Origin of the sequence: Novosphingobium sp. ZN18A2 (assembly GCF_036784765.1) — a bacterium.
Taxonomy (GTDB): Bacteria; Pseudomonadota; Alphaproteobacteria; order Sphingomonadales; family Sphingomonadaceae; genus Novosphingobium.
The window spans coordinates 1603001-1627408 of sequence record NZ_CP136651.1 but is presented as its reverse complement, the minus strand read 5'-3'; the positions used below and the strand labels follow the sequence as shown (position 1 = coordinate 1627408).

The 24408-nt window shown below is 62.8% G+C and carries 19 protein-coding genes; 7 read left to right on the top strand and 12 right to left on the bottom strand.

Annotation, left to right across the window (positions count from 1 at the left end; translation table 11 throughout):
* Nucleotides 1-58 precede the first annotated feature (58 nt).
* A complete protein-coding gene (locus tag RXV95_RS07950) occupies nucleotides 59-1126 on the top strand; it encodes a phosphatase PAP2 family protein (protein ID WP_338468472.1) in 1068 nt (355 codons plus the stop codon).
* On the opposite strand, the gene RXV95_RS07945 is transcribed toward RXV95_RS07950, so the two are convergent.
* A complete protein-coding gene (locus RXV95_RS07945; protein ID WP_338468471.1) occupies nucleotides 1101-2726 on the bottom strand; it encodes a DUF87 domain-containing protein in 1626 nt (541 codons plus the stop codon). The two genes, RXV95_RS07950 and RXV95_RS07945, sit on opposite strands and share 26 nt — an antisense overlap.
* A gap of 240 nt (nucleotides 2727-2966) precedes the next feature.
* Here RXV95_RS07945 and RXV95_RS07940 point away from each other — a divergent pair, with 240 nt between their 5' ends.
* From RXV95_RS07940 to RXV95_RS07930, 3 genes are all read left to right on the top strand, one after another.
* Nucleotides 2967-4775 (top strand): hypothetical protein, encoded by a 1809-nt coding sequence (locus tag RXV95_RS07940; RefSeq protein ID WP_338468470.1) that lies wholly within the window; start codon nucleotides 2967-2969, stop codon nucleotides 4773-4775.
* A 141-nt stretch (nucleotides 4776-4916) separates the two neighbouring features.
* Entirely contained in the window at nucleotides 4917-5297 is a 381-nt protein-coding gene (locus tag RXV95_RS07935) for a UrcA family protein (protein ID WP_338468469.1), read from the top strand.
* A 194-nt stretch (nucleotides 5298-5491) separates the two neighbouring features.
* Nucleotides 5492-7069: a tetratricopeptide repeat-containing protein gene (locus RXV95_RS07930; RefSeq protein WP_338468468.1), complete on the top strand. Its 1578-nt coding sequence runs from the start codon at nucleotides 5492-5494 to the stop codon at nucleotides 7067-7069.
* A gap of 15 nt (nucleotides 7070-7084) precedes the next feature.
* Here RXV95_RS07930 and RXV95_RS07925 read toward each other — a convergent pair whose 3' ends face one another.
* Nucleotides 7085-7906, bottom strand: a complete 822-nt coding sequence (locus RXV95_RS07925; protein ID WP_338468467.1) for a Crp/Fnr family transcriptional regulator — start codon at nucleotides 7904-7906, stop codon at nucleotides 7085-7087.
* Between the two features lie 40 nt (nucleotides 7907-7946).
* Between RXV95_RS07925 and RXV95_RS07920 the strand changes: the two genes are divergently transcribed.
* Nucleotides 7947-9911: a TIR domain-containing protein gene (locus RXV95_RS07920; RefSeq protein WP_338468466.1), complete on the top strand. Its 1965-nt coding sequence runs from the start codon at nucleotides 7947-7949 to the stop codon at nucleotides 9909-9911.
* 24 nt (nucleotides 9912-9935) lie between these two features.
* Here the strand turns inward: RXV95_RS07920 and RXV95_RS07915 are convergent, their stop codons facing one another.
* The 8 genes from RXV95_RS07915 to RXV95_RS07880 all read right to left on the bottom strand — a co-directional run bounded on the left by RXV95_RS07915 (nucleotide 9936) and on the right by RXV95_RS07880 (nucleotide 18544).
* Complete coding sequence (locus RXV95_RS07915) at nucleotides 9936-11012, bottom strand: hypothetical protein (protein ID WP_338468465.1); 1077 nt, start codon at nucleotides 11010-11012, stop codon at nucleotides 9936-9938.
* Nucleotides 11009-12160 carry a hypothetical protein gene (locus tag RXV95_RS07910; RefSeq protein ID WP_338468464.1) on the bottom strand — a complete coding sequence of 384 codons (1152 nt, stop codon included), beginning with the start codon at nucleotides 12158-12160 and terminating at the stop codon, nucleotides 11009-11011. The genes RXV95_RS07915 and RXV95_RS07910 overlap by 4 nt, the downstream gene beginning before the upstream one ends.
* A complete protein-coding gene (locus RXV95_RS07905; protein ID WP_338468463.1) occupies nucleotides 12157-13224 on the bottom strand; it encodes a saccharopine dehydrogenase NADP-binding domain-containing protein in 1068 nt (355 codons plus the stop codon). The genes RXV95_RS07910 and RXV95_RS07905 overlap by 4 nt, the downstream gene beginning before the upstream one ends.
* On the bottom strand, nucleotides 13221-14219 hold the full coding sequence (locus RXV95_RS07900; protein ID WP_338468462.1) for a polyprenyl synthetase family protein: 999 nt from the start codon (nucleotides 14217-14219) through the stop codon (nucleotides 13221-13223). The genes RXV95_RS07905 and RXV95_RS07900 overlap by 4 nt, the downstream gene beginning before the upstream one ends.
* 60 nt (nucleotides 14220-14279) lie before the next feature.
* Entirely contained in the window at nucleotides 14280-15209 is a 930-nt protein-coding gene (locus RXV95_RS07895; RefSeq protein ID WP_338468461.1) for a hypothetical protein, read from the bottom strand.
* On the bottom strand, nucleotides 15196-17313 hold the full coding sequence (locus RXV95_RS07890; protein WP_338468460.1) for an NAD(P)-binding protein: 2118 nt from the start codon (nucleotides 17311-17313) through the stop codon (nucleotides 15196-15198). The genes RXV95_RS07895 and RXV95_RS07890 overlap by 14 nt, the downstream gene beginning before the upstream one ends.
* A 143-nt stretch (nucleotides 17314-17456) precedes the next feature.
* Nucleotides 17457-17819: a hypothetical protein gene (locus RXV95_RS07885; protein ID WP_338468459.1), complete on the bottom strand. Its 363-nt coding sequence runs from the start codon at nucleotides 17817-17819 to the stop codon at nucleotides 17457-17459.
* Nucleotides 17820-17854: 35 nt separating this feature from the next.
* Nucleotides 17855-18544 (bottom strand): alternative oxidase, encoded by a 690-nt coding sequence (locus tag RXV95_RS07880; RefSeq protein ID WP_338468458.1) that lies wholly within the window; start codon nucleotides 18542-18544, stop codon nucleotides 17855-17857.
* A gap of 99 nt (nucleotides 18545-18643) precedes the next feature.
* Between RXV95_RS07880 and RXV95_RS07875 the strand changes: the two genes are divergently transcribed.
* Together RXV95_RS07875 and fixJ are read left to right on the top strand one after the other, a co-directional pair.
* Complete coding sequence (locus RXV95_RS07875; protein ID WP_338468457.1) at nucleotides 18644-20203, top strand: PAS domain S-box protein; 1560 nt, start codon at nucleotides 18644-18646, stop codon at nucleotides 20201-20203.
* Nucleotides 20193-20804, top strand: coding sequence for a response regulator FixJ (gene fixJ / locus RXV95_RS07870; RefSeq protein WP_338468456.1), 612 nt, complete (start codon nucleotides 20193-20195; stop codon nucleotides 20802-20804). The genes RXV95_RS07875 and fixJ overlap by 11 nt, the downstream gene beginning before the upstream one ends.
* A 12-nt stretch (nucleotides 20805-20816) precedes the next feature.
* Here the strand turns inward: fixJ and RXV95_RS07865 are convergent, their stop codons facing one another.
* Both RXV95_RS07865 and RXV95_RS07860 read right to left on the bottom strand, forming a co-directional pair.
* Nucleotides 20817-22016: an NnrS family protein gene (locus tag RXV95_RS07865; protein ID WP_338468455.1), complete on the bottom strand. Its 1200-nt coding sequence runs from the start codon at nucleotides 22014-22016 to the stop codon at nucleotides 20817-20819.
* A gap of 80 nt (nucleotides 22017-22096) precedes the next feature.
* Nucleotides 22097-24376 (bottom strand): nitric-oxide reductase large subunit, encoded by a 2280-nt coding sequence (locus RXV95_RS07860; RefSeq protein WP_338468454.1) that lies wholly within the window; start codon nucleotides 24374-24376, stop codon nucleotides 22097-22099.
* Nucleotides 24377-24408 lie beyond the last annotated feature (32 nt).

Here is a 24408-nt window from a genome sequence, read left to right as displayed (position 1 = left end):
CCGATCTGACGGCGATTGCATGGCGAAGCGAACGTCGCGCACAGATGCAGGGGGCAAAATGTTCGGCAACCTCGGCTTGGCTTATATTATCCTGCTGGCATTCGCTGCGGTTGAATTTACCGCCGGGGCATTTTGGGGCCTTGCACCGGCCGCAAACTATTTCAGCTATGGCGGGTTACGCCAGATGTTGCCGGGCTGGCTGTTGCCCGGCCTGATCTGGTTCGGCCTTCTGAGCGTTGAAATTACCAAACGACAGGTCGATCAGCCAATCCGCGCGTTCCGCAAGACCGTGTATATGCGTCGTCACTGGCTGACGCGGGGAATGCTTTTCATTTTGCTGATGTTGCCGATGGGCCGGGCCATCAGTTCCTACAAATCGGCGATTCCACGCATCGTTCCCTTCTATGCCGACCCCTATCTGGCCGCAGCGGACCGGGCACTGTTCGGCATCGATCCGTGGCGTATTACCCATGCCCTGATCGGCCCTGTCGGCACGGTCTTCCTCGACCGTGCCTATACGGTGTGGTTTGCCATGATGATGGTGATGTTCGGCTGGTTCTGCTTCACGTCCAACATGAAGCTTCAGGCGCGCGGCCTGCTTTCCTATTTGCTGTGCTGGTCGCTTCTCGGCAGCCTTGCCGCAACCGCCCTGTCCTCTGTTGGCCCTTGTTTCTATTTTCACTTCTACGGATCGCACCAGTTCGACGGTTTGACGAACCAGCTTGCCATGGTGGATGCGAAGTATGGCCTGTTCGCTCCGATGGAAGCGAAATTTCTGATGAACCAGTTTGAAACGGGCAGTTTGGGATCGGGCATTTCAGCCATGCCGTCCTTGCACGTTTCAATCGCGTTCCTCTTCTTTTTCGCTACGCTGACCAACGTGCGCCAGCTCTGGATAAAGCTGATCGCCGGTAGCTATGCGATCATAATACTGGTCGCATCGGTTCACCTTGGCTGGCACTATGCTGTGGACGGTCTGTTCTCTATCGTCTGCACGGCCATTATCTGGTGGAGCGCCGGATATCTTGTCGACTGGTGTGAACGAAGGACGGCTCAAAAACCCGTCGTCGCTGAAAGTGAACCGGCAGGAACTGGGCAGGTCATACCTCCCCCCGCCATGACCTGACGACCGCGGCCAGCAGGTCTTCCTCGCCGCCGGTTTCGCTCCACGCCTTGCTGAATTGGGGATCGTCGGACGCGGGGCGGCGTTCGGCTTCCAGCGTGTCGATCACCACCCGCATCGGCACCGGAACGCCCTCTCCACTGATCACGCATTCGCGGTTCTTCAACGCGGCGATCACGTCGACATAGGCGCGCGCGCCTTCGGAAAGGCTCGCCTTCAGCCGGTCCTGATCGTCAAGGTTGTTCAGCCGCAGCGACATGATCGTGCCGCATTGCGAAAGCGCGGTTTCGGACAGCTCCGAAGGCCGCTGCGATACCAGCCCCAGGCACACGCCGTACTTGCGCCCTTCGCGCGCCACGCGTTCAAGCTGACGTTCGACAGATGCGGTCGCGTCGTCATGCTCGCGCGGGAGATAGCGATGCGCTTCCTCGCAAACCAGAAGCACGGGGACAGAGCGCAAGTGCGTGGACCTGATGGCGAAATCCAGCACCAGCCGCGAAATCGTCGCCACCACCACGTTGACGATCTCGGTCGGCACGCCAGCCAGGTCGATGATGGAGATCGGCTTGCCGTGGCCGGGCACGCGCATGATCTCTCCAAGAAACCGTTCGAGCGAGTGGGATGCGAAATCGGCATTGAAGATGAAGCGGAAACGCTCGTCATTGAAGTATTGTTCGATCGTCAGCCGCAGTTGTGTGTATCTGTGTGCATCTGCGATCTTCTCAAGCCGCCCTGCCTGCTCTTCAAGCGCGGCGATCAGGTCTGCCACCTGATAGGAAACCGGGCTGTCCGGCGTGATCTTCGCCGCCGCGTCCATGCGCACGTTGCGCGAGCGGGCCTTTTGCAGGCTGGCGGCAAGGATGTTGGAATCCACGATCCGGCCGCTTCCGCTGTCGTGAACGAAGGAATCGCAATGTTCCTCAAGGTTCATGGCCCAGTACGGCAGCTCAAGGTTCGAAACGTCCCATACCTTCGCCGCATCGCCGAATGCGCGCGCATATTCGCCGTGCGGATCAAGGATCACCACGTGGCCGTGGGGCGCGAAATCGATAATTCGCTGCAAAAGCAACGCGACAGACGTCGATTTGCCGGTGCCGCTTGCCCCCACGATGGCAAAGTGGCGGCCCAGCAACTGGTCGACCAGCAGCGGGGCGCGCACGGTATCGGTGGGATAGACGGTGCCGACGGTTATCGTCGGCGCGTCCGGCGGGGCGAAGATACGCTCGTAATCCGCCGTCTCGGCGAAATAGACCGCGTCTCCCGGCTGGGGAAAAACGTCGACACCGCGCCTGAAACCGGCAAGGCAGTTGTCCGGCCCGGCATCCCCTTCGCCGATATACTCGATCTCTGCCAGGATGGTGGACCGGTCCATCACGTCCTGTGACAGATCGGTCATCGAACCGACCAGCAGCGAGCCTGCGACGCGGATTTTGAACAGGCCGCCGATAGAGCCCATGGAAAGCGTGCCCTCAACGCCCGACGATCGGAAGCCCGTCAGCCTGTCATGATCGACAAGGCAGATCGCGCGCGTGCCGTTGGTCTTTACCACGCGGCCCAGTTGCTCGCCTGAATTGGCCAGTTGCTCGCCTGAATTGCTTGTCATTTGCCCCGCCGAAAATCTTGAAGAATCTCCGCGCGGCAAGGTGCTGGCAAAATCGGAGCTTGTCCAGAAGTCTGGAATTGCGGCGATGGGACCGTCCCGGAAACGGTCACATCCCGGTCGTGCCATTTCCGGGCATGGACATTTCCGGGCATGGATTGACTTGCCACACCGCGCCCCGCTTTCGGCCCGCGCCCCGCTTTCGGATTGACCAGCTTTCGGGCGCTATTCTATGCACACGGGGTGGAGCCGACTTCCGATCCGCAACCGACTTTATCGGCACCGGCCGAGGATAGAGACATCCCGGCGAAAAGGCTTGGCGTCGGCGTTACGGGGCATCGGCTGGATCGGCTCGACGAAGCGCTGTTGCCCGCGCTGAAAGACCGGGTCGACAGTGTCATCGCCGCGATCGAGGAAGCTGCCGGGCTGGAAGACGCCGGGCAACTGAGGCTGGTTACGAGCCTTGCCGAAGGCGCCGATTCCATCGCTGCACAGTCCGCGAAGGGACGCGGCTGGCAAGTCGATGCCGTGCTCCCCTATTTTCGCGACGAATATGCGCAAGACCATCCCGCCGGGACGGCCCGCGACCGCTATTACGCGATCCTTGCCGGTTGCGACGCGGTTTTCGAACTGCAGGGCGAGCGCGATCCGCCGGGAAGAGACGGCGCGGCCTATGAACGCGCGGGCCGGATCGTCCTTGAACAATGCGATATCCTTATCGCGATCTGGGACGGGCAACCGGTGCGCGGCCGGGGCGGTTCCGCCCAGATCGTGGCCGAAGCGGTATCGCAAGGGATACCGGTGGTCCATATAGACCCGGACGACAGGCGTCCGCCCGAATTGTTGTGGAGCGGGTTTCACGAAGTCTATCTGGGCCGCGAAACCCTCGACAGCGTGGCCCGCCTGAATTTCGACCTGCTGCCTTCCGTGATCACGCCCCTGCTGGCGGAACCCTTGGAAACAGCAGAACGCACGACGCAAAAGGGCGGATCGAAGCGGCGCTTTTCTTTCGCAATCGGCTATCCGCTGCTGCTGGCAGTCTTCGGCATCCGGCGCGTCAGGCGTTCGGATTTCCGGACCCGCGTCGATTTTGAGGGTGCTGCCGCCACGCTCACCGCGCAGCCTCCCTTGTCGGGCGGTTTCGGGATGCGCCTCACGCAACTTCTTGTCCCGCGCTTTGCCAGGGCAGACGCGAAGGCAAGCAATTACGCACGGAAATTTCGCAGCACCTACATCGCGAACTTCGTGTTCGCCGCAACGGCCGTTCTCCTGTCGCTGATGGGGCTTGCCCTCCCCGCAGGCTTCAAGCCGCTTCTGGTCACGCTGGAACTGGTGATCATCGCAACGATCCTTGTGCAGACGCGCGCGGGCATCCGTGGAGCGTGGCAGCAACTCTGGCTGGACAGCCGGGCACTTGCCGAGCATTTGCGTTGCCTGTCCATCGCCAGCCGGATGGGGACGCTGAACCTGCGGGCGGGCAGTTCGGAAATGTCATGGTCGGTCGCCTTGAGCACCCGGACGACCGCACGCGAGATCGGATTGCCCACCGCACAGGTGAACGCGGCCTACCTGGAATCGGTGCGCCGGGATCTGCTTCGCCTGATCGATGGCCAGATCGCCTATCTGCGAACCGATGCAGGCCGGATGCACAGGCTCGATCACCGCATGCATATACTGGGCGCAACGCTGTTCGGCCTGACGGCCCTTGCCTGCATTGCCCTTCTCGCATTCAAGACCGCGGACCTGCTTCTGCCCGAGTTCGACAGCTTCGTTCACGCGGCAACCATCGCGGTCACGATCCTTACCGCGGCGCTGCCCGCACTGGGCGCCGCGATCTATGGCATCCGGATGCAGGGCGATTTTGCTGGTATTGCCCAGCGCGGCCATTCGCTGGTCGACAACCTCTCCGCGCTGAGGGATCTGATCACGGAAGAACCGCTCGACTTCGATATTCTGAACCTGCGTATAGGCCGCGTGTCCAGCCTCATGACGGCGGACGTTTCCGACTGGCTGCACACCTATCACGCCCGCCCGCTGGCGCTGCCCGGTTAGGACAAGGGCCGGCGCGCATATCGATGCAAGCCGCCGGGAAAAGAATAATCACAAGATTTTCGGGGCGTGATGGCCATCACGCGCAAAGCGAATCGATGCGGCGTACTTCGATCCTGCCACTACGGAAGAAGGAGCGAAGAAATGGCCTACATCACCAAGAGCATCGTGAAGTCCCTGGCCGCCGCCGCCATCGCCGCCGCGACCACGTTTGCCACCCCCGCGTTTGCCGACCAAGGCGACCAGCCCAGCGTCAGCATCGACCTGAACGGCTTCGATCTGAGCACCGAAGCGGGGCAGGAATACGCCAGCCGAATGATCCACGAGGCAGCCGGCAAGGTCTGCGGACAGAACACCAATCGCAAGTCCCTCAGGGAAACCATGGAAATCAACAAGTGCATGGAAAATGCGGTCGCCGTTGCCCAGACACGACTTGCGGAGCGGACGTCCGCGAAGACGGACAAGCAATTCGTCAGCGCCGATCACATGGATCACGCGCTGGTGAAGGGACCGAACGAGAACTGAGCCCAATCCTGAAAAGGCCGCCACGGAATTCCCGGACCGTGGCGGCCTTTTTCTGCTTTCTTGCATCACCATCGGGCGAATTGCATGTAGTACCGACCTGCGTCGATCCCAGGGTGGCAACACGTTTTGCGAAACGACCGTGGGGTCCGATGCGTGATGGTTGGGGAGTTCCCGTGCATCCACAAAGACCGACATTGGCATCGATCATAACGATTGCGCGCGCGGGCGGCCTGCAACATGCCGAAGCGCAGTTCCAGGCCGGCGGATTTGACGCCAGGACCAACGATCCGGCCGCGCTAGCCGTTAAAGGCAGGCTGCTGAAAGACAGGGCGGTATCGCTACCGCCCGCGCGGCGGCGCCCGCTTTTCGAACAGGCCGCCCGGTATTACGCCGCAGCGGACGAACTGCGCCCCCAGCCCTATACCCGCATCAACACCGCCACCCTGGCCATGCTTTCGGGTGACGAGGACCTGGGCTGCACGATCGCGCGCGAACTGATCGACTGGATGGATCGCGACACGGGCATAGCGGAAACGCCTTACTACCTTTCGGCGACGCGTGCCGAAGCGCTGATCCTTTGCGATGACGTCGACGGCGCGAAAGAAGCGATGCGCCATGCGCTGGCGCACGATCCCGACGGGTGGGACGAACACGCCGTGACCATCCGCCAGCTGTCACTGGTCCTGTCCAGCAAGGGCAAACCGGCAGACTGGCTGGACGCCCTTCGCCCGCCGCGCTCACTCCATTATGCCGGGCATCTCGGCGTGGCGGCGGACAGCCCCGATCTTGAAGCGCGGATCGACCGCTTCATCGATAGCGAACGCATCGGCTTCGGGTTCGGCGCACTGGCCGCCGGTTCGGATATTCTGGTTGCAGAGCGTTTGCTGGCCGCGGGCGCGGAACTGCACGTAGTCCTGCCGAACCGGATAGAAGACTTCATCAACGCCTCGGTCGCGCCTTACGCTCAGGAGTGGCGGAACCGTTTCGATTCCTGCCTGAACGCCGCAGCCTCGGTGCGCACGATGACCCGCTTCAGCGACGGCTTCCAGCCGCTGGCGACGCGCCTTGCATCCGACACCGCCAAAGGGTCCGCATTGCGGCATGCCGCACGGCTGGAAAGCGAAGCGGTGCAACTCGTCATTGTCGATGAAGGACCGGGCGAATACGGCTCGGGCCTGGAGACACGGCGCAGCGGCGAAATCTGGCGCAGAACCGGCGCGCGGCAGCACATTATGCGCTGGCCGCGCAACGCGTCGGTCCCTGCATCGGGACAGCGGCAAACACCCGAAGGCAGGGCGGATTTGCGGCTGACGGCGCTGCTGCACATCGCATTCGACGGCCTTGAGGAAGTAGGCGATGAAAGTTTCGCCCGCGCGGTCGACGATGTCCTGACACCGCTTCGCCGCGCGATCGACGGTATCGCGGTCCAGCCCGATCTTGTCCTGCCGATCGGCAACGCACGCATATGTGCCTTTGCCGAACCCGTTGCCGCATGGCAGCACGCGAGCGACCTGATGAAGCTCCAGAATGACGCATTTCCCATGCGCCTTACCGCACATTACGGCCTGGCGCATTGGCTGGATGATCCGATGGCGCTGGTCGGCCGGACACTGACCGAACTCGTGCGGATATCCGAAGGCGCGATCCCGGGCGTTCTGACCACAAGCGAGACTTTTGCCGATGCGCTGCAACTGATGCCCGGCACCCCGCCCCAGGTCGAACCGGTGGGCGAAGTTTCGGGTTCCAGCATATTTGCCGCGCATCTGCGCTAGGCGGTGTGGGCGAGCTCAGTAAACGAGTTCTTCCAGCCGGTGCGGTGCCACGATAATCAGGGCATCATCCGTGCGTTTCACGATTCCGCGCTTTTCCAGGGCGTTGACCGCTCTGGAAACCGTTTCGCGCGTGCTTTGCACCGATAGCGCGAGTTCGCTGAACACGGGCGGAGGCCGGATCTCAAGTTGCGCGGCAGCAGCGTTCTGCTTTTCCGCCCGGCGCAGCAATTCGGCATGAACGCGGCCGGCGGCGGTAAGCGTGAAGCCTTCGGTGAACCGGCGCGTCGCGTTTCCCAGCCGTGATACCAGCAGGCGCGACACTGCCAGGGCGATGGCCGGGTGCGCCGACATCAGCGACACGAATTGATGGTTAGCAAAGGCGCCTGTGCGCGATGCGCTGACCGCGCGAATGTCTTCATGCGCCGTCGTGTCGCCGGAAAGGGCCGCCTCTCCGAAAAGGTCGCCTTCGCGATAATCTTCGACAACGATCATGCGGCCTTCGATGGACACCGCCTGCTTTCGGGCGTGCCCGCACGTCAGCAGGTGCACATCGGCGCATTCCTGGCCTTCTTCGATAATTGCCCCGCGCGCCGGATAATCGAAGAAACGCGCAATCCGCATGGCCACGGCGGCCAGGTCGTCACCGCAATCGAAAGCCGACCGGAAAACGGCCACAGCGTCATGGTCAGGAACATGTGCCAAGGTGGTGCCCAAATGCCGCCTCCCGAAAGCAGGATACGCATTATTCCGGAAAATCGCCATACTTTCGCGCATGAGGGGCAAGGAATAAATGCCGATATTGCCATTTCGGTGCCTTGTATTGCCCTCGGTCGCCAAGTAGTCTTCGAATCCGGCGCCGGGAAGCAAGGGGTATGCATTGGCCGACGTTTTCGTCTCCTATGCCCGAAACAATTACGAGCAGGCTCGCGCGGCCGCGGAACGGTTGCGCGAACGTGGATATTCCGTCTGGATCGACGACGAACTGCCGGCACATCGCGCGTTTTCGACGGTTATCGAAGAAAGCCTGAACGAGGCCGCGGCGGTGCTGGTGCTATGGTCGCAAGACGCGCGCGTATCACGCTGGGTGCCGGCCGAAGCGGGCATGGCCTACAATGCTGACAAGCTGGTGCAGATGAGCGTCGACGGCGCGTTGCCGCCGCTTCCGTTCAACCACGTCCATTGCGAAATGGCGACCGGCTGGAAGGGAGAACCGGACGCGCCCGCATGGCTGAAGATCGATGCAAGCATCGCGGAACTCGCAAAGGCGCGCGCCAATGGAACGCCCGCCCGCGCGCCTGTCCGAAAGGCCCAGTTACCGCTGCGCCCGACCGCGCAACCGATGCTGGCCGTCCTTCCCTTCGACAATCTGTCATCCGACGACGAGCTAACCTATTTTTGCGACGGCGTTTCGGAGGAGATCCAGCGTTCGGTTTCGGATGGCAGCGACCTGAAGGTTATCGCACGGTCGTCCAGCTTCCAGTTCCGGGGGACGGACAAGGATACCGACAAGGTAGCCGCTGCGCTTGGTGCGTCGCACCTTCTGGACGGGTCCGTCCGGCGCGGAGGAATGCGCGTGCGGATCAGCGCGGAACTGGTCGACTGCTCCACGCGAAGCGCGATCTGGGGTGACCGGTTCGATGGCGAACTGGAAGACGTGTTCGAATTGCAGGATTCTATCGCGAAGGCCGTCGCGAAAGCCGTCACAAAGGCGCTGAAGGTGGATTTCGCCCCCAAGGGGAAGGAACGCACGGCACCGCCGGACCTGTACGACGATTTCATCCGAGCACGCGGCTGGCTTGCGGAAGGCGACGCGACTTTCGACGATTCGGCGAAGCGCGCGATCCCCCTGCTGGAAAAGGTGACAAGTGGCGCCCCCGATTTCGCGCAGGCATGGGAACTGCTCGCCTCGGCGCGTGCCTGGGCCTTGCGCACCGGCCTGTATGACGGGCCATATGACGAAGGCCGCGGCGGGGTGATAGACGCGGCGCACAAGGCGCTTGAGCTCGATCATTCGTGCGGCGGCGCCTATGCGGCGCTGGCCATGCTCGAGCCGTGGGGTGCCTATGCAGAACGCGAGGAGCTGCTGAGCAAAGCGTTGGAAGTGTCGCCGCGCGATCCCGCGATTCTTACCGAAATGAGCGTTTTCTACTGGAGCGTCGGTCGCTTTCGCGACGCACTGGCGCTGGCCGAGCAGGCGTGCGAGCTCAACCCGCTTATGCCGTCGGCACAGCTCCTCGTGTCCCAGATGCGGCTCTATACCGGCGATTACGAGGGCGGCATCGAGATGAACAGGCGCATCCGCCGGCGCTGGCCCGACAATCCGGGAATCCAGCTTTCACAGATCAACAGCGCGAGCTTCCTGGATTTCTGGGATGCCTATGACGAAGCCGTTCCCGATATCGAACGGTTCGATGGCTGGCAGGCAAAGGATATGTGGGCGGCAAAGGCCTATGCCGATGCCAAGCGGACGCGCGACCCCGTTCTGATCGAAAAGCGCGTTGCCCGCTATGTCCAGCTTCTGGAAGAGACGGGAACGTTGCCGCTGAACCTGATCCTTTCCATCGCGAAGCTCGGCAAGGTGGAATTCGCGCTCGACCTCGCCGAAAGGGCTTCATACGATTACGTTTTCGATCCTCAGGGCGCGCGGCCCAGCATCTATTATCCCGGAACCATCCTTGCCCGGTGGAGCGACTCCCTCAGGGTGCCCCGATTCGCAAAGCTGTGCCGCAGGCTGGGGCTGGCAGATTACTGGGTAAACACGGGGAACTGGCCCGATTGCGTCGAATGGGTTCCCTACGATTTCAAGGCGGCCATACGCGAAACCTTGCCCGAAGCGGTCTAATTCCGCGCAGTCTAGGTCCTGACCCTAGGCCGCGCCCTTCGGTCCGTAGGTGTATAATGTCCTGAGCACTTCGAAATGTGCGTCCGACGTAAAAGACATCGCGAACAGGACCGGAATTGACGTGTAGGGCATACTCCAGTCGGTGCCCACCTCGTCGACGGGCACCGGTGTCGGCACGGCTTTACGGTTTTCCCGTGGGGCGCGCGGATCTTGCAAGCCGAACAGCCGTTTGAACTGCTCTTCCATGGTATCGGACCACATGAAGGAAAGCTCTACCTGTTCGCCGGCATAGAACTGCGGCGCCTCCACGACGACGTGCGAAATCTGCGATTCTATGATCGCGCGATAAGCCGCCCCGTGCAGATCGAAGGCATCGCGAAACTGTTTCAGCGTGTTGATCGTTATGGCGTTCGTGAACCCCGGTTCAGGCGCGTGGCCATTTTGCCCCAACAAGGGAATGGCGCCCAGCATCGCCCCGCTGAACGATGCGATGCCGGGATTGGCCAGCATCAGCTTTTCGACATCGACCGCGGCGGTGTTTTTTTTCAGCCGTATGTGCATCACGGCGATCTCGCGCGCCTTCGATCGCGGCGAGAAATCGCGAAATCCCTGCGTCGACAGGTCGATATGCAGGTCGTCCGGCTCAACCCCCTCGTTCAGCACGATCCGGCCCATCTGCTTTTCGCTTCCCCAGATCTCGCGGCTGGAGAACATGACGGTGCTGCTGTCATCGAAATAGAACGGCTGGATCCACACCTCCTTGTGCTTTCCCAGCAGGTTATCCGGCGTCACCTCATACCGTAGCGCCGGGAACGACCAGAACACCTCCTTGTGGGTAAGTGTGTCCCACCCCTCCTGCCCGGAATATCCGCTGGAAAAGTTCACATGGTGCGCAACGGTCAATATCCCGTAGCACTCCCCCGCCGTCGCCACATAGTGATAGGGTGCCCTGTCCGGCCCCGCCGAATTGAGATGCGTGTCGAGATAGCTCTGCATGCACAGCGGCTGGGCCTTGATCACGAAAACCCAGAAGCGCGAGTCTTTCGTGATCCACGGCGGAATGATCTGGCGGGTGGTGAAGGATTCGACGAAATCGGTCATCGCTGCGGCCCCGCACCGAACAATCCCTTGATCGGCCTGAACCAGCGCGCCGTCAGGTCGCTTCTCACCGCGCGGGGAACGATCCCTTCCCCTCCGTCGATGGGAAATTCATGGATCACGCGCATCAGGTCGTAATCGACATCGGCGGTAAACCGGAAAGCCGCAGTGGGGCTGGTCATGAACTTGCCGGGCGGGCGGTCATCCTTCAGATCGAGGAACACTCGCAAAATCTGCCGGAAGCTGCCCTTGTCGTGGAACGTGATCAACGCGTCCATCTCGTCGTAAAGGCGCAAGTCGCGCACATTGGTATAGTGCGACCGGCACGTGACGAGCGCCTGGTAAACCGCCTTCTCCGGATGCGCGGCGTCGCGATACTGCTTCAATCCGACAGTGCGCATCGACGTGGGGATAAGCCCTGCCGAAGCGTAATCGAGGAAGTTCGACACATCGCCCATCGTTTCGATGGCCAATGCCACGGCCGGGCTGTCCAGCAATGTTGCCAGCGTCTCTTCCGGCCGCGCGCCCAGCCGGAAGGTTGGCAGCAGCGGGCCTGTCTTTACGTCCAGGAAAGGGAGCCTCTTCTGGAATTCGCCGGGCTGATCCCCTTCCCATCCGGGCATCATCACCCCGCCGCTGAAACTGTTGGGGTATTCATTTTCCCCAATGTCGATTTCCGCCAGCATCTTTCCCAAACCCAGCATCTCGCGCCCGCACACGCACGACCACGGCTTGTCGACGACAATAAACGGGAGGATGCAGTTGGGTTCGCTTTCGGTAAGCATTCCGGCAAGGCCGTTGCCGTGGCGCATGACGGGGATGGCCACGAAGACCTCTCGCTGGCTGGTGGTTCCGCGGTCGGGATACGGAACCTCGCCGATGTCTTCGGGCAAGCGGTTCGAACTGACCATCTCGGGATAGTCCAGGAACAGAAGCATCACGTATGGCCATGCCGCAAGCGGGCCATAGCGGAACCCCCGCTCTTCGCGCGTCCCCAGGTTCAGAAACTTGTCGCAATAGGCCTGAACTGCCGGAATCTGCGCCTTCCAGAGGAACGCATTCACGGTCACGTTCGGGAAATGATACGGCGGCGGAACGTCCTGACTGGCAGCGGACTGGACATATTCTATCGGGAGGACGTGCCGTTTCATGTCTCTGCCAATCCCTTTGCCGGAACGAAGGATGCGGCGCCGGCATCTTCGATGAACGAAGAACCGAACACCAGCGAAGGCGTCTGGAAGCCGGGAATTGCGCCGCCGCAAAGGATCAGCCGCAAGGCGGCAGCGGACGTCAGCGCACTTGCCGAATACCCATCGCGCACGTGCATCCGCATGGTGCGCGGACGGCGCCAGCGGTCATGCGCTTCCACAACCAGCGTATAACCTGTGCCATCCGGCAATCCTCCGGGCGGTTCTTCGGGCCATGCCCTTGCCGTTACGCCGCCCAGTCCGCGCCACGCCTGCGCGCCCGTTACCCGCGCGAACAGCCCCGCCGCACGATACCCTGCGCGGTGCCACCAGGGCTGTTCGGTATAGGTTTCGATCGAACGCACGCCGGTCGAAAGTTCGCCTGTCACCACATCGGCCCAGGTCATCGCCGTCGCTTCGCTAAGCCTGCCGTCGAAATCGAACGCCCTGACCAGGCTGCCTGCCGGTGTGGGAACGATCTTGCCGTCGCGCCGGATGAACAGGTCTGTATCGAACACGCGCGCCGCGCTCGCCACGCTGCCGGCGGAAACGGCGTGCAGGCACGAGAACCCGAGGTAGAACTTCACGGTATCGGGCCAGGTTTCTATCGCGCGTTTCAGCAGGCAATCGCTTGCCGCAATCGTCAATCCCATGCCCGGAAGGATCATGACGCCGGCATTGCGCGCAGCCTCGTCACGCGTCAGCAGTTCCGCGAAGACAGGCCACTCCCCCGCGAGGTCGATGTAGTCGCATCCCGCCGCGATGCAGGCATCCGCCAGCCGGGCGGCGGTGTCGAGATAAGGCCCCGCCGCATTGAGGACGACTTGCGCGCCATCCAGCGCATCGACGATCGCGGCGTGATCGGACAAGTCGAACGCCCGCCAGGGCAATCCGAATTCGTCGGCCACGGCCATCACGCGGTCTGCATCCCTGCCGCCGATGACCAGCGGCATCGTTCCGGCGATTTGAGCAAGGATCTTCCGTGCGGTGAATCCGGTCGCACCGTAAAGGAGGACGTGGCCGCTCATTTCCGGTCGAATATCCAGCGCACAAGGCCCAGCAGGAAGGCACGGTCATCGCCCTCTGTGCATCCGCCATAAGCCTGTTCGAATTCCTCGAGCGCGCAGCCCGCCATCGCGGCGGCAACGCGCTTGCCGTATGTGATGGAGCCTTTGCGGTGCATCAGGTCAGCCAGCCACTGGCCTTCTTCTTCGCCGCGCTCTTCGCGGCCCAGCGCCAGGAACGCATCGATCCGCGCCCGCTCCGCAACGTCGGCCGCATCGCGCACGTGGATCAGCATGAGGGTTCGCTTCCCCTCGAACAAATCTCCGCAGCGTTCCTTGCCGTAGCCCGGATCGGCGGTGAGATTGCGCAGATCGTCCTCGATCTGGAAGGCAATGCCAAGGAAATGGCCGAAGCGCAGCACGCGCGCAGGGTCCACACGGCCACGAGAACCGACGATTACGCCAAGCTGCGCGGGCCAGATCATGCCCATCCACGCCGTTTTCTTCAGCGCCATGCGCAGATAGTCCGCCGCCGTCAGCCCCGTGACGTTGTTATCCCGCCATCCAAGCTCAAGCGCCTGCCCCTCAGCCGTCTGCCGAGCCATTTCCACCGTCGCGTCAATCACTTGCCGCGCCACGTCCGGCCCGAACGGGCGAACCGCATCGAGCAGCGGACGAAACGCCGTGAACATCAGCGCATCGCCCGCATTGATGGCAAGGGGTACGCCGTGCATGGCATGAAGCGTCGGGCGGCCGCGTCGGAACTCGCTGCCGTCCTGAATATCGTCATGGATCAGCAGCGCATTGTGCAACAGTTCCACCGCGGCGGCGCAGCGCACGACTGAATTTACGTCACCCCCGAACAGGCGCGCGTTCGCGATGCAGATTGCAGGGCGCAGCATCTTGCCCCCGCGCCCCGGATAGTCAGCAAGCAAGTCGTCGAGAAAAGGTGCGGCATTGTCCGTACCAAGGTAATGCGACAACTGCCCGCGCGTTGCATCGGCATAGCGTTCAAGCAATCCGGGGGGGAGGCATCGGGCAGCACGTGTCGCGCCTGATGCCCCCTCCTGCAACATCGCTCAGCCCTCCACCTGCACAACCAGGAAGCCAAGCGGTATGTCCTGGCTCTCCGCCACGACCATGCCCGAATAGACACCGGATGGCTGGTTGTCCGGCACATTGATCGTCACGACCAGCCCGCCTGCCGAAAGGTCCGCTTCGAATTTTACGTCGTCCAAAGGCCGTTCGCCGCTGTCCTGTCGCATCAGCGGCATCGCACTGATCTCCCAGGCTCCGGTGGGCTTCAAGGGGCGGTCGATCGTATCAACCAGCGCCTTTACCTTGTCGTTCCCGTCGAAGCGGAATGCCAAAGGCAGCTTGCGCGTGTCGTGTGCGTGATGTTCCGGGTGCGAATGCCTTGCCGTTGGACCGGGCGGTGCAGGCCCCGATTGTTTGGCAAGCGTGGGCTTCAGTTCGCGAAAATTGGGAACCGTCGCCGCCGTATCTCCCGGCGGGGGCGGACCGCTTGCATGCGCAGCCTGCGAAAGAAGCTGCTCACAGATGTCGAACGTCGTGGTGCTGAGTTGCCGCGCAAGGTCCAGCAACCGCCTTGCCAGCGCTTCGATATCGGAGGGGACTTCGCGGATGCTGAAGTTGCCTTGCCGAAACATTTCCGCGGCGCGGCGCCCTTGCGAAATCGTTTCCGAGAGCACGTCGTATCCGGTCCGCACTGCTTCCGCGACGGCTTCGTCAATGTGAACGGACGAGGCGGATTCCCCCTGTCCGGCCTGATAATGCCCGCCGTGATGATGGTGATGGTCGTCATGGCTTGCGTCTCCATGACCCGATGGAGGCACCGCGGAACTCGCGCCGCTGCGATCCGGCCCGGCCCGCTCCGGTCTGTGCCGTTTCGGGCGCTCGCCCTGCGTGTCATGCTTTCCGCCATGCTTCGCCGGCTTGCCCGAAGCAGGCTCCTTATGGCCCGGAGCAGGCTCCTTATGGGTGGTCATAGGCGGTTATATCCTCCAACCTAGGGGAACCGCTCAGCGCATGTGCGGCGAGCAGGCCCGACATTACGGCACCTTCGACGCAACCCGAATGGAAACCGCTATCGGTCCAGTCGCCCGCCAGAGTCAAATTGTCATAAGTCATGTCGAGCGGTGAAATACGGTGCCGCCAGCTACCGGGGGTATGGATTACGTAACGATCCGAAGGATTTACGTTCGCCCGCCAGTATTGCGAAGCAAAACGCGCTATCCCGTTCGCCGGCCGGTCCGCGCCTTCGGTTTTCAGGATATCCCAGCGAAAATCGCCATAGGCGTCGAATGCCCCCGGCCACACGGACCGGATCGGCCCTTGCAGGAAACCTTCCGCGTTGTGCCGCACTTCGTCTGCCCGCCGCGCCGGATAGCCCGTGTCCTCATCGGATGGAGGGTCAGGCGGATCGGGCAGGACCGCGCAGAAATAGACCGAGGTTGCAGGCGGTTCGCTCCAGCCCTCTTCAGGCACCACATGTGCCATGTCGCACCAGGTATCGAAGGGCTTGGCAAAGGCTCCGGTGATGTAGGTCGGCCCCGGCCACCCCAGCGATTCCAGATCCTTCGTCAGCCAGACCTGGAACGCCTGGGACGCAACCGTCGCAACATTGTCGCACATGGCGCGCCAGCGGGGATCGTGCGCGACAATCTGCCGCGCGACATAAGGCACCGCCCCAACGCCGACGGTAAGCGCGACGAAATCGAAATCGTCCCCCACGCGCAGTGTCTTTTCGCCAGCCTTCCTGCGATCCCAATGCGATTCCAGGTTCCAGCCCTCTTTCGCGATCCGATCGCCTTCGATCAGTTGCGAAAGATCGGGCGCGGAAGGCCAGCACGGCCTGCCCTTCACCGGCACAAGGGGATCGTATTCCGCACGCCCCTTTACCGTCGCCTGCACATCGAATGTCAGTGCATCTATGTGATCGTTGCCTGGCGCCAGCCCCATGTCAGTCAGCCGGTGGAAGAATTCGAACTTTACCCCGCGCTCCTTCATGGCCGTGTAGAGCGGAGCGAACACCACATCGCCCATCCCCGCACGCATCCGCCACATGAACGCGCCGCGATATCCGAAGAACGTCCGCAATGTTCCGCGCAGTCCCTGCCCTGCCGAAAGCGACGGCCGGCTGGCGTCCCCGTTTTCGTAACCCATCGAAAGATCGTAGAGCCCGCGCAGGAACGGCGATTGCAGCGCCCTGTCGGACGCGCCGTTGATCCGCATCCATTCGCGGCACTCGTAATCGTCGATGGCGTCCAGCCCGCGCGGATCGGCCATTATGCCATAGCGCATCAGGCCGGTGATGGTCGCCAGCGTAAGGTCGGCCACTTCCCACATGAAGCGGTTGGGATCGTCCGCGATCCAGCGATCCTCGATCCATTGCCGCAGGCGGAGCAGCAAGCCGTCGGCCGATTGCAGCAGCCCATCGGCCCTTTCGGGCGTTACGGAACGGATCAGCGCGGCAAGAACGCCCAGCCCTTCGGCAATCGCCGCCGCCCCCGCGAACGTTCCCAGCTTCGCCAGATAGGCGATGCGCGCCGCGACATCGCCTTCCGGCGGGCGATCGAGGCCGCTCGCCGGATTGTGGCCGTCCACATGCGTGTCGAGGATCAGCGAACGGAACAGGTCGAACGCGCGCGCCATGTAAAAGGGGAGCGTGAACGCTTCGCCGGGGGGGCGCGGGTCGCCCGGCAAGCCTGCGCGCGCAGGCATGCGCACCGACCATTTCTGGAACCCGCCGCTTTCGCTTGCGGAACACAAGGCGATATCGTTTTCCGGGGTCCAGGCATCCCGCCAGTCGCCATAGAGCGCGCCAAGGCCGCCTGCTTCAAGTTCGGCATGACATTCGCGCATCATGCGAAACGCGTTGTCGTAAAATCCCAGCCAGATGTGCAGACCGTGCTCTTCTATCCGGCCGCTTGCGCCCCTGCCCGATGCGCCCTTGCCGCCCAGGCGCCACCCTTCCTGATAGACGGTTACGGCGAACCGCCCTTCATGTTCGGGTTTGGACAGTTCCCACGCCAGCGCCATTGCCGCACAGCCGCCGCCGATCACGGCAACGCGAAGCGGCGCCTGCGTCAAAGGTATGCCCCGTCACCGCTATGCCACGGAAATCGCGCTGAATTGCAATCGAACAACTCGGGATCTCCGCGCATTCGAATCTTGCCTGAAATCCATAAGAACCGAAATTCCATGCCCGTGCAAGGCTACCGCGAGGAAAACGGTCAGCCACCGTGCGATGCGGCTCCATCCGCAAGACGGCGCAGCTTTGCTATCAGGCTGTCGGTCAGAAGAGGTTTTTCGACAAGATGAGCGTTGGCATCCGCCACGATCCGCCTGAGCTTACTGGACGGGTTGCTGGCAACTATCAGCACCGGCAGGCCGGGGCTCATCGCCCTTACCCTGGCGATGTTCCGTTCAAGGTTGTGCAACTGGCCGCAATGATCGATCACGATGCAATCGGCCTGCGGAAGGGCCGCGTCGCCTCCGGCATCCGCCAGGACAACGAACCCCTCCGCCTCGAGCAGGAACGCGATCGAGTTCCTGAGCGCATCGTCTGCGACGACAAGAAGCGCGGTACACGCCATCGTTCTGCGGCTTGCCGGGCGGATGCCGCCGCCGCTCAGGCCGCTTCCCGCCAGGACGGCTCTGACAAGCGATGCGGCGGACTGGGCGACACCTCCTGGACCTCCATGCCGCAGAGTTCGTTGGCAAAGCCGTGGTTCACGTCGCGATGGTGCGCTTCATCGGCCCGGACCACCAGCACGACGTCGCGCAGCGTCGCATCGTCGGGAAGGCCCCAATAGCGCTTCGCGATTTCAGGTGCCGGGACATCGGGTGAGCGGCCGTCGTCGATCTCCCGCAGGTAATGGGTATAACTGATCACCGCCTCTTCCTCGAAATAGCCGACAACACGGTGCGCGGTGCGCGGGCTTGCAAGGTAGAGCGCGAAGAAGAACACATAGAACACCCATTGGACGGAGATGATCACCGCCCGTTCGAACAACGTGGGCTGGCACACCTCGATAAACGTCATCAGGTGCATCCGCTCGTTCTCGGCCTCGTCCATCAGGGTGCGGATCCAGCCCTTGTCATCGCACATCCGGCGCAGGCAATGGAGGTGGTTGATCGTCGCCCCGACCATGCCCGGCACCGCCGCGACCGTTTCAAGCACGACGGCGCGATGGCCGTAACGTCTGGCGAAAAAGGTATCCGCGCACCAGCGCAGGGCCTTGGTGAACGCAAGCGCGATGCGATCCGAACCGCCGGCAGGCTGGTGGTGGACAAAGCAATTGGGGGATTGCGGGATCATCGGGGTTTCTCCATCTGCCACGGGCGCCGGAACGTTTGGCGCGTGGACGACTTGCAACAGCCGTCCTTCCAGCTAGGCTTGATGATCGGGAGCTTAAACTTGGGTCTTCATCCTACGGAGGATACCGGAGGCGAAAGCGCGCCTGCCGGAACCTTGCAGCCGGTTTTGCAAGAGCCTGCCGCCCTGCCGCTTGCCGAACGGTTCAACCCGCTGGGCGCGGCCGTGATCGGCCTGCTGGTCATCGCCATCGGCTTTGCCGCGCGGCTGACGCTCGATCCCCTGCTGGTAAACCGTGCGACGTTCATCTTCTTCGTGCCGGGCGTGGTTGCCGCAGCGGCGCTGGGCGGCTTTCGCTGCGCGTTGATGGTGACGGCCGCCGGCACCGTCGCCGGAGTTACGGCAGACGCGCTGACCGGCCTGCTTCTGTTCGGCGACATCGTGGCCGCGGCGGTCTATGCCGCGATGGGCGTCTGCGTTGCGGCCGTGGGTGGCTGGCTCCACCGCGCCCGGTCGCGAGAAGCGGAAATCACGCAGCGGCTGGGCCAGCGCGAGGCGCATCTGACATCGATCCTGCGCACGGTTCCGGACGCGATGATCGTGATAGACGAAAAGGGCCTGATCCGCGATTTCAGCAACACGGCGGAACGACAGTTCGGATGGACCGCAAACGAGGTTTCGGGCCGCAACGTCTCGATGCTGATGCCCTCCCCCTATCGCGAGCAGCATGACGGTTATCTCCAGCGGTATTACCGGACGGGCGAGCGGCGGATCATCGGCTTCGGGCGCGTCGTGGTGGGCGAACGCAAGGACGGATCGACATTCCCGATGGAACTTGCCGTGGGCGAATTGCAGCTGCCCGAAGGCCGGTTCTTCACCGGCTTCGTGCGCGACCTGACCGAACGGCAAAAGACCGAACAGCGATTGCAGGAACTGCAAAGCGAACTGGTCCACGTCTCCCGGCTGACGGCACTGGGCGAAATGGCATCGGCCCTTGCGCATGAGTTGAACCAGCCGTTGAGCGCGATCGGCAATTACCTGATGGGAAGCAAGACCCTGCTGCGCCGCGACGAGGTTCCCTTGCAGAAGGTCTCCGATGCAGTGGACCGCGCCGGGCAGGAAGCGCTGCGCGCGGGCGAAATCATCCGCCGCCTGCGCGATTTCGTCGCGCGCGGAGAGACGGAGCGGCGGGTTGAAAGCCTGCCCAAACTGATCGAGGAAGCAAGCGCGCTGGCCCTGGTCGGCGCGAAAGACCTTGGCGTTCGCGTCCGCTTCGACATGGCGCCAGAGGTCGACACCGTAATGGCCGACAAGGTGCAGTTGCAGCAGGTTGCGCTCAACCTTATCCGCAATGCGATAGACGCGATGGAAGAAAGCGACGTGCGCGACCTTTCGATCACGGTCACGGCGGACGACGACCGGATGGCCCGCGTTTCGGTTTCAGACAGCGGCCCCGGCATCAGCCCGGACGTGGCCGAGCAGCTTTTCCAGCCGTTCGTGACCACCAAGCTTACCGGCATGGGCGTGGGCCTTTCCATCTGCCGCACGATTGTCGAAGCGCATGGCGGGCGGATTTGGACCGGGCCTTCGCCCCACGGCGGGGCGACATTCAGCTTTACGGTCCCGCGCATCGACACGGAGGAAACAGAACATGGCGAATGACGCTGTGGTCCACATCATCGACGACGACGAGGCGGTGCGCGATTCCCTCGCCTTCCTGCTCGATTGCGAGGACATCGCGACCCGGACCTATGAATCGGCGGTGCAGTTCCTGAAAGTCGCATCGGATATCGAAGCGGGATGCATCGTTACCGACGTCCGGATGCCTGAAATGTCGGGCGTGGACCTTGTTGGACGCCTGAAAGAGGCAGGCGTAACGCATCCTATCATCATGATAACCGGGCACGCGGATGTGCCGATGGCGATCCAGGCGATGCATGCCGGCGTCGCCGACTTCATAGAAAAGCCATTCAGCGACGATACGATCCTTAACGCGGTGCGTTCTGCCCTGGCCGAGCAGCAAGGGCGCAATGCGATAGAGCAGGAGCGGGACACGATCCGGGCGAAGCTTGCCACGCTGTCGGGGCGCGAAGGCGAAGTGATGGAAGGGCTGGTCGAAGGCAAGGCAAACAAGGTGATCGCCTATGACCTGGGCATCAGCGCGCGCACCGTGGAAGTCTATCGCGCCAACGTGATGACCAAGATGGCGGCGCGCACGCTTTCCGAACTGGTGCGCATGGTGATGATCGCGCGGCTGGCGTAAATCCAGCCACTATCAAGGCTTCCCGTCCGGACGCGGCCCCGCAAGCATCGGACCATATCGCAGCGCGAACAGCGCGAACGCGGCAACCCACGGCGCACCCGCGAGCCACAGCGCATGGATATAGTCCATCGGCAGCGCAGAAGCGGCAAAGCGCAGCACGGCGCCCAGCCCCAGCAGGGCATAGATCGCCACCGTCACGCCATCTGCCCGAAGCGCGCGGCCGGTGTGGCCCAGCGTCGCGCGGGTCATCACCGCCAGCGTCATCGCTGCCATCGCCCCTGCCCCCAGCAAGTGCAGCGAACCGGAGGCCGGCACGCACCGGACGAAGTGGCTGAGGCCCAGCATGACCAGTCCGACCGGAACGAATGCGAAGCCAACGTGCAGCACCGCAACCAGCGGCTCGCGCCAACAGGCCACGCCGCGCCACCTTGCCAGCCGCACGAATTGCATCAGCCCGGCAGCGATCAGCAACGCGCCTGCCGCCACTGCATCGGGCGCGGCAACCCAGGTGGCCATCGCTATGCCAAGCAAACCGAGCGATGCCAAGTCGAACCGCGTTGGCTGCGACGGCAACCGCTCGCGCTCTCCCTGTTTCATCAGCCAGTTGCGCGTGAACGATGGAATGATCCGTCCGCCGATGAGTGCGACAAGCAGCAGGATCAGCCCGAAGCCCAGACGCCAGCCGATTCCGGCAGGAACAGGCGCGCCCAGAAGCTCCAGATAATCGAGCAGGTCGCCCAGCGCGAGCAGGCTCACCACGATTACAACGGGCACGTTGCGATTGCGCGCGGCCAGCACTTCGCGCGCAGCGACGAAGGCCAGAGTCGCCAGGAATCCAACGTCGAGCGCCATCGCCGGGAAGATTCCCACCGCGTTCGAAAACAACACCGCAAGGCGCGCCGCCAGCCACAGCAAGGCCATCGCCGCCAGCGGCCTGCCCGCGATCGGCAAGCGACCGGTCCAGTTGGGGATCGCCGTCATCAGGAATCCGGCGACGACACCGGACAGATAGCCGAACAGCATTTCATGCCGATGCCAGGCCAGCGCATCGAAGCGCGAGGGAATGACGATCCGGCCGGAAAGCGCCAACAGCCACAGCGTAACCACAATGGCCGCCCAGCACGCGCCGCCAAGGAAGAACGGACGAAAGCCACCGCGCAGGATCGGCGGAAGCGCCATAAGCCTGTCGAAGCGTTCGGAATGCGATTTCATGATTTGGGATCCGAAAAGATTTTGGCTGCCAGGGAAAAAGGGCCGGCCCGCGCGAACGCGAACCGACCCTTCGTGCGACCCTACTCAGCGGGGATCAGGTCTGGCGTATCCCACGCTTTCGTGGCGCTGCCGCCGCGTCCAAGCAGCAGGCGGGCCATGAACAGCGCAAGGATGATCGCCCCTATCGAGAATATGACGTCACCGGGCACGCGCATCCACACCAGCGTCTCCATGACCGGAGAGTGGACGACCGCCGGAGAGCGGGCATACCAGAAGCCTTTCGTCACGCTCTGGTACGCCTGGTAGATCCCCGCCGGAACAAGGCTGAGGAACACCATCGCGCCAAGCCCGATGTTCAGCGCCCAGAACGTCGGCTTCAGCATCGCGTCCGACCACGCACCATCGCGAAACGCGGTTCGCAGGCAGAACAGCATCAGGCCGATGCCCAACATGCCATAGACCCCGAACAGCGCGGAATGGCCGTGGCTGGGCGTAAGGTTCAACCCCTGCACATAGTAGAGCGAGATCGGCGGGTTGATCGAAAAGCCCAGCACGCCTGCCCCCACGAGGTTCCAGAAGGAAACCGCGACAAAGAACAGGATCGGCCAGCGATACGTCGCCACCCACGGCGCAGCACGCGTCATGCGATAGTTGTGCAGTGCTTCCACGCCCAGCAGGGCCAGCGGCACCACCTCCAGCGCGGAGAACATCGCGCCCCAGGCGATGACCGGCGTGGTCGTGCCTGAGAAATAGAGGTGATGGAGCGTGCCAAGGATGCCGCCGGTCAGGAACACCGCGGTGGAAAAGATTACCGCGGTATTGGCCGCGCGTGCCCGCACCAGGCCAAGCCCGGAGAAGATCAGCGCGATCACCGCCGTTGCGAACACTTCGAAGAAGCCTTCGACCCACAGGTGGACGACCCACCAGCGGAAGTATTCGATCAGCGAAAGCGGTGTGTGCCGTCCCCACGTGAGCGCGGCACCGAAGAACAGGCCGATGGAGATCGTCGAGACGAAGACCATCCCGATCAGCCCCCGGCTTTCCGAAGGCGTGCGCAGCGCGGGCCACAGGGCGCGGCCCACCAGCGCCAGCCAGATCATCAGCCCCGCAAACAGCAGGATCGCCCAGAACCGGCCGAGATCGACATATTCAAGCCCCATGTGCCCGAACCAGAAGTTCAGCGCACCGTGGCCCAGCTTTTGCTGCACGCCCAGCCATTCGCCAGCGAAAGAGCCGATCACCACCACCAGCAGCGCGACCCACAGCACATTGACCCCAAGCCGCTGGAACTTCGGTTCATGCCCCGAAAGCATCGGCGCCACGTAAAGCCCCGTCGCCAGCCACGCCGTCGCGATCCACAGCACCGCGAGCTGCGTGTGCCATGTGCGCGTCAGCGCGTAGGGAAGGATGTCCGATATGGCGATGCCATAGAAATCCTGCCCTTCGACCGCATAGTGCGCGGTGATCGCCCCCAGCAGGACTTGCGTGAGGAACAGGCCGATGACCGTGACGAAATACTTGGTCGTCGCCCGCATCGACGGAGTCGGCGTCATCGCCGCGAACGGATCGTGCGCGGGTGCGACCGCGTGATCGTCTTCGCCCCGGCGCGCCTGGTACCAGACCAGCCAGCCGATCCCGATGATCAGGAACAGGAAACTGGCGACCGACCACATGCCGATCGAGGCCGCGGGCGTGTTGCCCACCAGTTCGTCATGCGGCCAGTTGCTGGTATAGCTGATTGCCTGTCCGGGCCGGTCCGTCACGCTTGCCCAGGATGTCCAGAAGAAAAACGCGCCAAGCTCGGTCCGGTCTTCCGGGTTGCTCAACGTCTTTTCCGGAAGCGCGTAATCGACCCGCAGCTGGTGCAGGTCGGGATCGGTGCTGAACAATTTCGCATAGTGATCCGCGACGGATGTCATCGCCTTCGCGCGGGCATCGGATACGGTGATCGTCCGCGTCTTCGCATCATAGGTATTGGTGCGCAGGTCGTTCACCAGCCGCACCCGCAGCGCGGCCTGGTGTTCGGGCGAAAGCGCGCCATAGGCGATGCCCCGATCCGCCTTTGCCCAGTTGTCCAGCATCGTGGTGGCTTCGCGGTGCAGCCAGTCCGCCCCCCAGTCCGGCGCGACATAGCTGCCGTGCCCCCAGACGGAACCCATCTCCATCCCGCCCAGCGATTGCCAGACCTCGCGGCCCGCCTCTATCTGCGCCCTGGTGTAGATCGTGGCGCCGCTTGCGGACACGACCTTGTCCGGCACCGGCGGAGCCTGGACATAGATGTCGCGCCCCAGCCAGCCGAGTACGGCGAACGAAGCGATGAAGATCGCTCCCAGCCATAGCCATAGCTTTTTCGAATTCATGACAAGTCCCCCTTCCGAGACCACGCAGCAAG